Genomic DNA, 13216 nt, shown 5'->3' with positions numbered 1-13216 from the left:
AAGGGTTGCCCCAGAGGTTCATTATGGTATCAGTGGTCTGTGCCATCGTAATTGAAGATAGGTAATCCAAGACGATAACGAATGGCGATCAATCGTGCAGCCAGTCCCGCAACAAGCGTAATCAAGATGACACTGTTCGGGGGTAATGGTGTATGCAGTAAGGCAATATAAAGCCAGGCAGCGGCAAAAGAGACACCGGCATAAATCTCTTTTTGGAATACCAGGGGGATGGTATTGCAAAACATATCGCGCAGTACACCCCCAAAAACGCCAGTGATGACGGCGGCAATGGCTGCGATGATCGGGCTATAGTGCATCTCCAACGCGATTTGTGCACCAAGGATGGAGAAGACAATTAAGCCAATGGCATCAAGAATGAGAAACAGACGGCGTAGGTGTTTCATCATGGGAGCAACCCAGATAGTGAGTACGGCAGCACAGGCAACAGTCACTATATATTCTGGGTTTTTTACCCAGCCGAGGGGATAGTGCCCCAAAATAATATCACGGACGGTGCCACCACCGATGGCTGTCACGGAAGCAATAATGATAACGCCGAATACATCCATTTTTCGACGACCTGCGGCCAAAGCGCCTGTCATGGCTTCAGCCGTAATACCAATAATATAAAGGACACTAAGTAGCATAAATTTAATTACATGAGATATAACGTAGAAGTAAAGGTACTGTTGAAATAATAACGTCTCGACTGAAATTTTTTAGCCGAATTTGAATAAGATTAGTTTTTATTATCCGAAACTTCGCAAAATAAGGCAGTAAAATGGTTTTTAAGGAACGTCAAATTACATTCGATAGCCGTAGCCATCAGATAACTAATATAAATATTTGGACGCCAGACAGCCAATGGTTGGTATACGATGTTCGTCCTCATGGTGCATCTTTTACTGGTTTAACGATAGAAAAAATTCATGTTAATCATGGGAAAACTGAAATTATCTATCAGGCAAAGGATGATGCGCATGTCGGTGTTGTGACTGTGAGTCCACAAGAGCCAGTTCGTTATGCTTTTATTCATGGCCCGGAAAAACCCGATGCGCAGTGGCAATATGATTTTCACCATCGCCGTGGTGTTATTGTTTCCGATATGCAGCCAAATGTGGCAATTAATATTGATGCTATGGATATTACTCCACCTTACACCGCTGGCGCTTTGCGCGGTGGAACACATGTTCACGTTTTCAGCCCTGATGGCAGTCGTCTAAGCTTTACCTACAATGATCATGTGATGCATGAGTTAGATCCTGTGCTTGATTTACGTAATGTGGCGGTGGCCATCCCTTTGCGAGCTGTAATGCCAGCCAAAAAACATCCAAGGGAACATGGGGGGAGCTATTTTTCGGTTGTGGTTAGCGAGACAACGGCTCACCCGCGTCCCGGCAGTGATGACATCAATCGAGCTTATGAGGAGGGATGGATTGGGCAGCGAGGATATCGTAAAGATAATGGTCAATGGCAACGGTGGGCGCTGGCTTTTATTGGGGATACATACACCACTCATGGCGAAAAAATACCGGAAATTTATCTCGTTGATCTACCTGAAAACGATGATGTTTATGCCATTGCGGGTGACCAGCCTTTGGCTGGGACAGAAATAACATTACCAGCACCACCTGCGGGAGTGAAACAGAAACGTTTGACTTTTACGCACGATAATCGCTGGCCGGGAGTGGTGAATGTTCCACGTCATTGGCTAAGAACCTCGCCAGATGGCAGTAAAATCTGTTTTCTGATGAAAGATGAAGAGGGAATTGTCCAGCTATGGTATATCTCACCAAATGGTGGTGAGCCAATGCAGATAACTTACAGCAAAAACAGCATACAATCTGCATTTAGCTGGGATAGTCGCGGGCGGTTTATTGCCTGTGTTTGTGACAATAGCGTTGTACTTTGTGATATTCAGACTGGAAAAATGCAGCGTTTAACCGAGCGCACTGATGATGCTCCTTGCGCTGATGCGATTGTGATATCACCAGATGATCGTTATGTCGCTTTTATGCGTGATATTGACGGTTACCGACAAATTTTTGTGGTGGAAACAGGGATTAATTGAAATAAAAGATATAGCAAAACGGGCATTGCAGATTAATGATGGGTGATGCCCGATAATACGTTGATATAACCTATTATGTTTCTATTCTAACAATGAAGTCTCGTGGTCACCAGTTTCTGGTGTAGGCAGTACGATAATTGGGTTTTTATCGAGTTGCTCTATACGATGCTTAGGAGATTGTTCTGAGCTATCTTGATCGGAACGAGCATAATCGTAGGGTAGCAGAAGCGTATCCAGAAAGGCAGAAAACGGCAGGTCTATCGCAAGCAAGGGCTTCATAAGCCATCCCGTTTTGTCATCTTGCAGCATGTCAATATTGGCTTTTGCTCCAGCATAATAACCTTGGTAGGGACCGCTGTGGGTCATTATGCTGGAACAGCCTGTAACAAGTAACCATCCTAATGTGGTACATAGTAATAGAAGCACTTTACAATTTTTCATCATTTCCATGATCTCAATGAGTTAATTTGCCAATGTTCAGGTACTTATTCGCTATTAACGCCACTTTTCCAAAGCATGACAGGTAACAAGCCTTTAATGCGGTTTATCCTTTAATACTATTTACTATAGTCAGGTAATATTCAGTTTGCTATAGCAATTATCGCTAAATTTAATAATTTTTGTGAGGTGAATTTAAATTTCTTTTTTAAGTTCAAAGTATACAGTATGTGGTTTAAAACACACAACTTGCGGTTAATTCATGCCAATATTTAATTAGTGGTAATGCCATCATTTATTATGAGGCGGAAGGGAAAATGACTAATTTCCCGGATGATTAACCTTTGGTAAAGGAAGCGGGTCATGAGTGATATTGCACTGACAATGAGCTTGCTGGCGCTGTCTGCCGCATTGGGGTTATGGATAGGCAACTGGCGAATACGGGGTATTGGTCTTGGAATTGGTGGGGTTTTGTTTGGTGGGATTATTGTTGGTCATTTTGCCCGGATGTATTCTCTGTCTCTCAGTAATGACATGCTGCATTTTATTCAGGAATTTGGCTTAATTCTGTTTGTTTATACTATTGGTATTCAAGTTGGACCGGGCTTTTTTTCTTCCCTGCGGGTTTCTGGCCTTAAATTAAATGGTTTTGCTGTCCTGATTGTCATTATTGGTGGATTAGTTGCTGCAATGATTCACAAATTGTTTGGTGTTCCTTTGCCTATTATTTTAGGTATTTTTTCCGGTGCAGTGACAAATACCCCATCTTTAGGGGCAGGGCAGCAAATTCTGGCAGATTTAGGATCTGCCCCCTCATTGGTTAGCCAAATGGGTATGGGGTATGCAATGGCTTATCCTATGGGAATTTGCGGTATTTTACTGGTGATGTGGTTGGTTCGCCTTTTATTCAGAGTAAGCATTGAACAGGAAGCTGATTCGTTTGATAACCAAAATAATCAGAATCGGGATGTGCTCCAGACAATGAATATTGCTGTACGTAATCCAAATTTGAATGGATTAATGATGCAGGAGATTCCCTTACTTAATAATGACGAAATAGTATGCTCCCGCTTAAAACGGAAGGATTTATTGATGGTTCCCCAGCCAACGACGGTGATTCAGAGTGGGGATCTGCTTTATCTGGTGGGGCAGCGAGATGCATTAAATCAGGTTAGGCTGGTTATTGGGGAAGAAGTTGATGTCTCCTTGTCTACTGCTAGTGATATTTTTCAATCTGTCAGGGTTGTGGTAACGAATGATGAAGTATTGAGCCAGAGGCTTGGCGCGCTGAATTTAAAGCAGAAATATGACGTTGTCGTCACACGCCTAAATCGTGCAGGCATTGAACTGGTTGCCAGTAATAATGCCAGTTTACAGTTCGGCGATATCCTGAATATTGTCGGTCGTCCTGAAGCCGTAGAAGCCGTCACGAAGCTCTTGGGTAATTCACAGCAAAAACTCCAGCAAGTTCAGATGTTGCCTGTGTTTATTGGAGTAGGGTTAGGGGTTTTATTAGGTTCGATTCCCCTGTTTATTCCTGGTTTTCCAGCCGCGTTACGCCTGGGATTGGCAGGAGGGCCCTTGGTTATTGCGTTAATTTTGGGACGGATTGGTACGATTGGTAAACTTTATTGGTTTATGCCTCCCAGTGCGAACCTTGCATTACGCGAACTGGGGATTGTTATGTTTCTGGCGGTTGTAGGGCTGAAATCTGGTGGTAATTTTATTAATACATTGGTGCATGGCGAAGGTCTGGCATGGATTGGTTATGGGGCGTTGATAACGATAGTTCCTTTGTTAGTCGTGAGCCTGCTGGCACGTATTGTTGTAAAAATGAATTATCTCAGCTTATGTGGGATGTTGGCAGGCGCGATGACAGATCCCCCTGCTCTGGCTTTTGCTAATGGGATCCATAGTACCAGCGGGGCAGCGGCATTGTCATATGCGACAGTTTATCCATTGGCGATGTTTTTGAGGATCATGTCTCCTCAAATTTTGGCGGTTATTTTCTGGGCATTATGATTTAGTGTGGGGAGCAGTTACTGTATAAAGTATAATTGTTTAATTCATTAAATGTGCTTTAGATCACAAAATGCTGCCCAACTGTCTTCATTTGGTATTAATTTGAGATAGTAGGGGCAATTTAAAGTAGAAAACCCCTGCTTATTCAATTCATTAGAATAAGATATTTCTGGTTAAATATACGCAGTTCAGGGAGGGTATAAAAACAAGGAGTGTTTTCCTTTCCTATTGTGTGTGAAGAATTCTTTTGGGATTCTAATAACTACTGTCCTGTTCGCAGGTAAAAGTCCTCGTTATCATTTTGCTCCCTCCCCTAAAATGAGGGAGCTTTTTTTTATTTTATTGGCAGGATCAGAGTCCTGCTTCCTGATGCGCTATCTCAATCTCTTCAGACAGAATACGCACGCCTTCTTCGATCTTCTCAATATCAGGAACATAGTTCATTCGCATACATTGATGGGCATGTGGCCAATCATGTTCCAGTCCTGGAAAGAAGAAATGTCCCGGCACCATCAGCACCTTGCGTTTCTTTAATCGCTGATACAGCTCTTCTGTCGTGATTGGTAAATCCTTGAACCAGAGCCATAGAAATATGGCACCTTCCGGTTTATGGATAAGGCAGCGATCTTCCGATATATGGCGCCGAATGATTGTAATCACGTTATCTACCCGCTGCTTGTAAAACGGTTGAATAACATTTTGTGACAGACGGAATAGGTCGTTGCGCTTAATCATTTCCAAAGCGATAGCCGGCCCAACGCCCCCAGGAGCCAGACTAATAATGCCATTCATATTACTGATAGCACTGATGATTTTTTCATTAGCGATAATGATACCGCAGCGGGAACCTGGCAGCCCTAGTTTGGACAGACTCATACACAGAATAATATTGTGATTCCACAGCGGGGTAGCTTCGCTAAAGATAATACCGGGGAATGGCACACCGTAGGCATTGTCTATCAGTAGGGGGATCTGGTGCTGTTGAGCCAGTCTATCCAGGCGCAGTAATTCTTCGTCGGTGATCACGTTGCCTGTTGGGTTGGTCGGACGAGAGACACAAATCAGGTTAATGTCTTCGGTAATATTTAGGTGATCGAAATCAACGTGATATTTGAATTGGCCGTTGGGCAATAATTCAATATTCGGCTTATTAGCGACAAATAATCCTTCATCCAAACCTGAATCAGAATAGCCAATATATTCTGGCGCAAGAGGAAATAAAACGCGCTTCATTGAGCCGTCTTCACTACGACCTGCCAGTAAGTTAAACAGATAAAAAAAGGCGCTTTGGCTGCCATTAGTCAGGGCGATGTTTTGTGGTTGGATGTCCCAGCCGAGCTTTTCTCTTAGCTCTTGGGCCAGCGCCGTTATCAAGATGTTTTTCCCTTGTGGCCCGTCATAGTTGCATAGGGTTTCACTTAATTGACCGCCTAACGCCATATCAGTCAATATCTGCTGGAAATACTCATCCATTTCTGGGATATGTGCCGGATTTCCACCACCTAACATAATTGCACCAGGTGTTCTCAGGCCTTGGTTGAGATCATTCATCAGACGGGTAATTCCCGAATTTTGTGTAAATTTGTTTCCGAATTGCGAAAATTTCATAGTGGCGTTAGCGTCTGTTTTTTGTATGAGAAGAAAACACCATACTCTGCTCATTACTAGGGTGCAATGGGGTAAAAGTGGTATTTTTGTTTATTTTTATACACTAATTTTAATTTTTCATCACAATAACTGATTTTCGACACAAACAATTTACGAGGTGATCATTTACCAAACCTGCTGCTTGCATAAACGCATAGCAGGTGGTGCTGCCAATAAATTTAAATCCTCGTTTTTTCAGTGCGGTTGCAAGTGCATCGGAATTGGTTGTTTTAGCAGGAACTTCTGACAAATTTTGCCAGTGATTAATTTGTGGTGAGTCATCAACGAAACGCCAGATAAAAGCGCTGAAATCTTCACCTTGTTCAGCCATTTTTAGGTAAGCGCGGGCATTGTGGATAATCGCATTGATTTTGGCTCGATTACGCACGATGATAGGTTCTTTCATCAGTCGCTCAACGTCAGTTTCATCCATTTTGGCGATTTTGACCGGATCAAACTGATGGAAACATTTTCTATAGCCTTCCCGTTTTTTCAGGATAGTGAACCAGGATAAGCCTGCTTGTTGTCCTTCCAGACAAATCAGTTCGAAAAGTTGCTGGCTATCTCTCAAGGGGATCCCCCATTCATTGTCGTGATAGGCCAGATAATCCGGGTCAGATGTTACCCAACCGCAGCGAGTGATTTCCTTGCTCATGAACCGTATTTATCTCAGATAATGGTTGATAATTACACCAATCTTAGCTGTATAAATATACAAGTAAAGAGACTTGAATAAGATTTTTTTATATCGCGGCAAAATTGACAGTGATCAGTGCTGTATATCTTACATCCAAAGGGTATACTGGCCTCTTTCGTTTAAATTCATATGTATCGCGTGCGGGTTCAACATGCAAAAGTTTGATACCAAAACCTTTCAGGGGCTCATCCTGACACTACAGGATTACTGGGCGCATCAAGGCTGTACCATTGTCCAACCACTGGATATGGAAGTCGGCGCAGGAACCTCTCATCCTATGACTTGCCTGCGTGCTTTGGGACCAGAGCCTATTGCCGCAGCTTATGTGCAACCTTCTCGTCGTCCAACTGACGGTCGTTATGGCGAAAACCCAAACCGCCTCCAGCACTATTATCAGTTTCAGGTTATCATCAAGCCATCTCCGGATAACATTCAGGAGCTTTATCTGGGTTCCCTGAAAGCGTTGGGACTTGATCCGACGGTTCACGATATCCGCTTTGTTGAAGATAACTGGGAAAACCCAACCTTGGGCGCCTGGGGACTGGGTTGGGAAGTCTGGTTGAATGGTATGGAAGTCACCCAGTTTACTTACTTCCAGCAAGTGGGCGGCCTTGAGTGTAAGCCAGTGACTGGTGAGATTACTTATGGGTTGGAACGTCTTGCGATGTATATTCAAGGTGTGGATAGCGTTTACGATTTGGTCTGGAGCGATGGCCCGTTGGGTAAAACCACCTATGGTGATATTTACCATCAGAATGAGGTTGAACAGTCTACTTATAACTTCGAGCACGCCGATGTAGATTTCCTGTTTACCTGCTTTGAGCAATATGAGAAAGAGGCTCAGGAATTACTGGCGCTGGAAACTCCGCTGCCATTGCCGGCTTATGAACGCATTTTAAAAGCGGGTCATACCTTCAATTTGCTGGATGCCCGCAAAGCGATTTCTGTGACAGAACGTCAGCGCTATATCCTGCGCATCCGTACCCTGACTAAATCGGTTGCTGAAGCTTATTATGCCTCCCGCGAGGCGCTTGGCTTCCCTATGTGTAACAAGAAATAAGAGGCCATCATGATTCAACAGACTTTCCTTGTGGAAATCGGTACAGAAGAGCTACCGCCAAAGGCGCTGCGTTCATTGGCTGAATCCTTTGCGGCTAATTTTGCAGCCGAACTGAATAACGCTAATCTGGGTCATGGTGAAGTGAGTTGGTTTGCGGCTCCTCGCCGTTTGGCACTGAAAGTAGCAAATTTGGCGGCCGCACAGGCTGATCGTGAAGTTGAAAAGCGTGGTCCTGCGATTGCTCAGGCGTTCGATGCAGAAGGTAAACCCACCAAAGCCGCAGAAGGTTGGGCGCGTGGTTGCGGTATCACCGTTGATCAGGCTGAACGCATGGTCACGGACAAAGGGGAATGGTTGCTCTATCGTGCCCAGGTTAAAGGCCGCGCAGCAAAAGAGCTGCTGGCGGATATGGTAAGCAGTTCTCTGAGTAAGTTGCCGATCCCTAAGTTGATGCGTTGGGGCGATAAGCAGACTCAGTTTGTTCGTCCGGTTCATACGGTCACTATGCTGCTGGGCAGCGAAGTGGTTGAAGGCGAAATTCTGGGGATTCAATCGGATCGCATTATTCGTGGTCACCGCTTTATGGGTGAGGCGGAATTTACCATTGAGAACGCAGAACAATATCCAGCTATTTTGCAGGAGCGAGGTCGGGTTATCGCAGATTATGAAGCGCGTAAGGCGATGATCAAACGTGATGCAGAACAGGCCGCAATGCAGCTTGGCGGGGTTGCGGATCTGAGCGACAGTTTGTTGGAAGAAGTGACTTCTCTGGTGGAATGGCCCGTTGTACTGACGGCGAAATTCGAAGAAAAATTCCTGCAAGTTCCTGCTGAAGCGCTGGTTTATACCATGAAAGGTGACCAGAAATATTTTCCGGTTTACGATAAGGCCGGCAAATTGATGGCGAACTTTATTTTTGTCACCAATATTGAATCTTCTGATCCTCAGCAAATTATTTCCGGTAACGAAAAAGTTGTTCGCCCCCGTCTGGCGGATGCAGAATTCTTCTTCAAGACAGACCGTAAACAACGTTTGGAAGATAACCTTCCTCGTTTAGAGACCGTGTTGTTCCAGAAACAATTGGGAACACTGCGTGACAAAACTGATCGTATTCAGGCTCTGGCTGGCTGGATTGCGGAAAAAATCGGTGCAGATGTCAATCATGCGACTCGTGCAGGTCTATTGTCCAAATGTGACCTGATGACCAATATGGTGTTTGAATTCACCGATACGCAAGGCGTAATGGGAATGCATTATGCGCGTCATGATGGGGAAGCCGAAGATGTGGCACTGGCACTGAATGAACAGTATCAGCCACGTTTCTCTGGTGATGCATTGCCATCAACAGGGGTTTCCTGTGCCGTTGCCATTGCCGATAAAATGGATACTTTGGCGGGGATCTTCGGGATTGGTCAGCATCCGAAAGGGGATAAAGACCCGTTTGCTCTGCGCCGTGCGGCATTGGGTGTTCTGCGCATTATCGTTGAGAAAAAATTGCCTCTTGACCTCCAGACGTTGGCAGAAGAAGCGGTGCGTCTGTATGGTGACAAGCTGACCAACGAAAAAGCGGTGGATGATGTGGTTGAGTTTATGCTCGGCCGTTTCCGCGCCTGGTATCAAGAACTGGGTTATAGCGTTGATACTATTCAAGCGGTGCTGGCACGTCGTCCGACTCAACCGGCAGACTTTGATGCTCGTATGAAAGCGGTTACGCATTTCCGTACCCTGGATGCAGCCGTTTCTCTGGCAGCGGCCAATAAACGCGTTTCCAACATTCTGGCGAAATCAGAAGAACAGTTGAATGACACTGTCCTTGCTTCCGTATTGAAAGCAGCAGAAGAGATCCAACTGGCGACACACCTTGTGGTGTTGAAAGAGAAACTGGCGCCTTTGTTTGCCGAAAGTAACTATCAGGATGCGCTGGTTGAGCTGGCTTCCCTGCGTGAAGTGGTGGATGCGTTCTTCGACAATGTGATGGTTATGGATGAAGACAGTCAAGTCAGGGTTAATCGCTTGACATTATTAAGTGAATTGCGTGACCTGTTCTTGCGTGTCGCCGATATTTCACTGCTCCAGTAATTTCTGATTGATTGGATTAGTGTCAATCAGTTTAATCGAACAGCCTTACCTTTTGGGTAGGGCTTTTTGCTGTCTGTAATATCGCCTATAACGGTCATTTTGGATGATTTGCCGCCAACTAATTGCTTATCTTTAAAAAGGTATTGACGGTTCATGGCTCTGGCAGTAAGATGCGCTTCGTTTTCGGCGAGTAGCGCAGCTTGGTAGCGCAACTGGTTTGGGACCAGTGGGTCGGAGGTTCGAATCCTCTCTCGCCGACCAGCATTCAGAAACCCCGCTCTTATGAGCGGGGTTTTTTGTATATAGAGAACCCCCTGCTAGGCAGGGGGTTCCGTTTGTTAAAACCCCTTGCGGTCTGGCAACTGCAAAAGTGAATCAAGAAATCGAAAGGGGATCCCACAATGAGGGATGAAAAGAGCTTAGCGCATACAGGAATATATAAGGCACCAACTGGAAGCGGATAAATTGGGAGAACAATTATCGATCCCATATCCAGGTAGCCCGTTTACGGGTCGTAAGTAATCAACCCGAATTCCGTTTAAGCCGTTTCTGAAAAATTTTCTTCTGAGTAGAAAACTTTCAGTGACGGCTTCTTCCATTTAAGGCAGTAAGCAATCAGTCCACCTAAAACGGTCAACAAAAATCCTTTTAGACTTCGGTGGCGAGAATGCTCTATTTGAGAAATTGTTTTTAATTGCCCATTAATTGTTTCGATGATAAAACGCCTTGATAACATCATCTTATCCCATTCGGCCAGCGCATGCTCTTTCATGTTACGGCGTTTTTTCGTGATGAAAGTGATATCGGTTTGCGCTAAATCCTCTGCCAGTTCCTGGCTAAGATAACCCTTATCACCATAAAGAGAACCCGTTAATTCTTTTACTAATTCGTGAACAGGTTCCCGATCATCCACATTACCCGCGGTGACTTTAAGTGCCAGCAATTCGCCCTGATGGTTAACAATCAAGTGTAATTTGAAACCGTAAAACCATCCCATTGAAGTTTTTCCGTGTTGTGCTATCCCCTTAAAGACCTTATGGCGGGGAATGCGGATGTTATGGCAAACTTTCAAACTGGTGGAATCAATAAAAGCAATGCCTGTGGGTTTCCCTTTTAATTGAGTCAGATAACTGCACAGTGGCACTAAAACGGAAGGCGCAACACTGACAAAACGGGTATAACTAAGCAGGGTTGGAAAATCGTTATGATGATATTTGCAAATATGCGCCAGATAAAAATGTTTGAAATCACGGTAATGCGACATATGAAAGAGGATCAGAATGGTCATGATTTCACTGGGATACATATAACCTTGTCTGCGGCGCAGGCGCTCCCCCTTATTGAAACAAAACTGCTCCCATTGAGGAATAAAAAAACGACAAAAGTCATCGGCATCGCAGAAAATTTCAACTAATTTGTTCATTGCCTGTTCCTCCCCAGAGCTGTTTTTGGTGTGCACCAAAACTTTGCTCTTGGAACAGGCACTTCGTCAATTCCTTATCCAGAATTCAGATACCGTCTCAGTCATTAAACTGCAAGCGGTATTTCTGCGTTAAATAATGTGCCTGATTTCATCACGCCATAGGCTAATCGTAAGAGTTTACGCATCACTGCACAAACACCGACTTTCCCCCCTTTATGGCGTGCTGTCAGCTGTTCCCACTGCTTTTTCACTACTTTATTGCAACTGATCGCTGCCAGCGCAGGCATATAAAGTGCTTTTCGCAGCTCGGCACTTCCCTGCTTCGAGAGATGAGCCCGCCCTTTTAGTTGTCCTGATTCATGTAATTTAGGATTAAGCCCAGCGTAAGCCACCACTTGCCCACTATGATGAAACCGTGAACCATCACCAATATAAGCCAGCAGTGTTGCGCTCAACCGTTCGCCAATACCGGGAATACTTTCCAGTAACCCCTTATTTTTCTTCAGCGAAGGCGAGTCATCAATGTGCTTTTTTATTTTCAATTCGGTGTCTTTGAGCTCTTGCTTTAGCAGGGTGATTATCTTTGCATGAGAATCACAAACAACTTCATCCGCCACGGAGAGGCGATTCTCTTCCGTCAAAAGCATTTCATTCAGCTTATTGCGATGGCGGACTAAAGCCAGTAATTGGCGTTCACAAAGCGGCGCGGGCTGCCATGCCGGAGGATGCTGACTGGCGCAATAACGTGCTATCAGTTTGGCATCAATTTTATCGGTTTTATTGCGGAGTAATTCCGCTTTACCAAAGGCATGGATTTGTACCGGATTGACAACACTGATAAGAAGCCCCTTATCCGAAAGATAAAGTGCAAGCGGATCCCCATAAACTCCTGTTGCTTCCATGCAAAAATGGTAATTTGAGGCGGGTTTAAGCCAATTAATGAAGGCGTCGAATCCCTTAAGGTCATTTGGAAAATGCTTCATTTTGTAATGATTTTCGCCTGCCCAAACGGCGACATCAAATTTGTGTTTGGCGATATCAATACCGACTACGATGTTATCAGACATAAGGTTATCCTCTTTGTCAGAGACACAGGAGATATCGCCATGATTAGACTTATAAAATAGATGCTCGAGGCACAAGATACCGTTCAATCTTAAAGGCGATAAAGAAGAGGCTGTTGTGGTTTACTCTGAATTACGAACTCCATTGAATGACACATTTCAGGTTCAGGTTAATAATAACAAACTCACAACAGCATCCCTGATGATCAGTCAGGGGATTATCGCTCTGTAAAAGTGATAATCAAGATATAAGGTTAACGCGATGCTCAACTTTAACATCCTATAACATTGGCTTGTTGAAGCCAGTCGCGTTGACTTTTACCTTGTTGAAAATTGGCAAAAATACCCAACGTGTGAGAAAGCAGTTTTCTGGCAATTCGATTACTCAAATGCCACAAATCTCGTGCCCAGCACTTCTCGATAGCAAATTGTCCGGCGAGTTGACTAATCACGGTTTCAATTAAACGGCGTTTGGCGTTAATGGCCCTTCTCGTTTTTCTGGGGAGGGGATCATCCATATTGGCCCGCACCGGGGTAATCATTTCAATACCCTCTGCTTTCATTTCCTTTTTAAATTCAATGCCTAAATACCCTTTATCACCCAGCAAACAGCCTGTTATCGAGCCGATCACATCCCAGGCTGCTTCACGCTCACTGACATTGGCGGGCGTCAGTGTAAACCCGGTTACTACGCCGATTTCGTCTATCATGAGAT

General features: G+C 44.6%; 11 protein-coding genes, 1 tRNA gene and 1 pseudogene. 6 read left to right on the top strand and 7 right to left on the bottom strand.

The annotated features are described in order from the left end of the window. Positions 1 to 29 precede the first annotated feature (29 nt). A complete protein-coding gene (locus Xedl_RS07700; protein ID WP_074023240.1) occupies positions 30 to 647 on the bottom strand; it encodes a trimeric intracellular cation channel family protein in 618 nt (205 codons plus the stop codon). Positions 648 to 781: 134 nt separating this feature from the next. On the opposite strand from Xedl_RS07700, the gene Xedl_RS07695 reads away from it, so the two are divergent. Then, positions 782 to 2071 (top strand): YidR family protein, encoded by a 1290-nt coding sequence (locus Xedl_RS07695; protein WP_074023239.1) that lies wholly within the window; start codon positions 782 to 784, stop codon positions 2069 to 2071. An 81-nt stretch (positions 2072 to 2152) separates the two neighbouring features. Here Xedl_RS07695 and Xedl_RS07690 read toward each other — a convergent pair whose 3' ends face one another. Further along, a complete protein-coding gene (locus tag Xedl_RS07690; protein ID WP_074023350.1) occupies positions 2153 to 2512 on the bottom strand; it encodes a YceK/YidQ family lipoprotein in 360 nt (119 codons plus the stop codon). 360 nt (positions 2513 to 2872) lie between these two features. Here Xedl_RS07690 and Xedl_RS07685 point away from each other — a divergent pair, with 360 nt between their 5' ends. Next, positions 2873 to 4531, top strand: coding sequence for a putative transporter (locus Xedl_RS07685; protein WP_074023238.1), 1659 nt, complete (start codon positions 2873 to 2875; stop codon positions 4529 to 4531). Between the two features lie 351 nt (positions 4532 to 4882). Here the strand turns inward: Xedl_RS07685 and Xedl_RS07680 are convergent, their stop codons facing one another. Both Xedl_RS07680 and Xedl_RS07675 read right to left on the bottom strand, forming a co-directional pair. Beyond that, positions 4883 to 6139, bottom strand: coding sequence for a valine--pyruvate transaminase (locus tag Xedl_RS07680; RefSeq protein WP_074023237.1), 1257 nt, complete (start codon positions 6137 to 6139; stop codon positions 4883 to 4885). 109 nt (positions 6140 to 6248) lie between these two features. Continuing rightward, on the bottom strand, positions 6249 to 6833 hold the full coding sequence (locus tag Xedl_RS07675; RefSeq protein ID WP_074023236.1) for a DNA-3-methyladenine glycosylase I: 585 nt from the start codon (positions 6831 to 6833) through the stop codon (positions 6249 to 6251). A 193-nt stretch (positions 6834 to 7026) separates the two neighbouring features. Here Xedl_RS07675 and glyQ point away from each other — a divergent pair, with 193 nt between their 5' ends. The 4 genes and pseudogenes from glyQ to Xedl_RS07650 all read left to right on the top strand — a co-directional run. After that, positions 7027 to 7935 carry a glycine--tRNA ligase subunit alpha gene (glyQ, locus tag Xedl_RS07670; protein WP_074023235.1) on the top strand — a complete coding sequence of 303 codons (909 nt, stop codon included), beginning with the start codon at positions 7027 to 7029 and terminating at the stop codon, positions 7933 to 7935. A gap of 9 nt (positions 7936 to 7944) precedes the next feature. Continuing rightward, positions 7945 to 10014: a glycine--tRNA ligase subunit beta gene (glyS, locus tag Xedl_RS07665; protein WP_074023234.1), complete on the top strand. Its 2070-nt coding sequence runs from the start codon at positions 7945 to 7947 to the stop codon at positions 10012 to 10014. A 184-nt stretch (positions 10015 to 10198) separates the two neighbouring features. After that, positions 10199 to 10275: transfer RNA gene (locus tag Xedl_RS07655), tRNA-Pro, on the top strand. 162 nt (positions 10276 to 10437) lie between these two features. Further along, positions 10438 to 10536: pseudogene (locus tag Xedl_RS07650) on the top strand (IS200/IS605 family transposase); the annotation flags it as partial. 16 nt (positions 10537 to 10552) lie between these two features. Here Xedl_RS07650 and Xedl_RS07645 read toward each other — a convergent pair. The 3 genes from Xedl_RS07645 to Xedl_RS07635 form a co-directional block, all read right to left on the bottom strand. Next, a complete protein-coding gene (locus Xedl_RS07645; RefSeq protein ID WP_074023232.1) occupies positions 10553 to 11437 on the bottom strand; it encodes an IS982 family transposase in 885 nt (294 codons plus the stop codon). Between the two features lie 104 nt (positions 11438 to 11541). Then, a complete protein-coding gene (locus tag Xedl_RS07640) occupies positions 11542 to 12504 on the bottom strand; it encodes an IS110 family RNA-guided transposase (RefSeq protein WP_074023231.1) in 963 nt (320 codons plus the stop codon). A 269-nt stretch (positions 12505 to 12773) separates the two neighbouring features. Beyond that, positions 12774 to 13216: transposase (locus tag Xedl_RS07635; protein WP_143187407.1), on the bottom strand; the 443-nt coding region annotated here is incomplete at its 5' end.

It is taken from the genome of Xenorhabdus eapokensis, assembly GCF_001908105.1.
This window is presented reverse-complemented; position numbering and strand designations above follow the sequence as displayed.

Excerpts from the sequence above, each read along its gene's own strand:
- Xedl_RS07700 (WP_074023240.1), bottom strand. The coding sequence starts at position 647 with ATGCTACTTAGTGTCCTTTATATTATTGGTATTACGGCTGAAGCCATG.
- Xedl_RS07695 (WP_074023239.1), top strand. The coding sequence starts at position 782 with ATGGTTTTTAAGGAACGTCAAATTACATTCGATAGCCGTAGCCATCAG.
- Xedl_RS07690 (WP_074023350.1), bottom strand. The coding sequence starts at position 2,512 with ATGAAAAATTGTAAAGTGCTTCTATTACTATGTACCACATTAGGATGG.
- Xedl_RS07685 (WP_074023238.1), top strand. The coding sequence starts at position 2,873 with ATGAGTGATATTGCACTGACAATGAGCTTGCTGGCGCTGTCTGCCGCA.
- Xedl_RS07680 (WP_074023237.1), bottom strand. The coding sequence starts at position 6,139 with ATGAAATTTTCGCAATTCGGAAACAAATTTACACAAAATTCGGGAATT.
- Xedl_RS07675 (WP_074023236.1), bottom strand. The coding sequence starts at position 6,833 with ATGAGCAAGGAAATCACTCGCTGCGGTTGGGTAACATCTGACCCGGAT.
- glyQ (WP_074023235.1), top strand. The coding sequence starts at position 7,027 with ATGCAAAAGTTTGATACCAAAACCTTTCAGGGGCTCATCCTGACACTA.
- glyS (WP_074023234.1), top strand. The coding sequence starts at position 7,945 with ATGATTCAACAGACTTTCCTTGTGGAAATCGGTACAGAAGAGCTACCG.
- Xedl_RS07645 (WP_074023232.1), bottom strand. The coding sequence starts at position 11,437 with ATGAACAAATTAGTTGAAATTTTCTGCGATGCCGATGACTTTTGTCGT.
- Xedl_RS07640 (WP_074023231.1), bottom strand. The coding sequence starts at position 12,504 with ATGTCTGATAACATCGTAGTCGGTATTGATATCGCCAAACACAAATTT.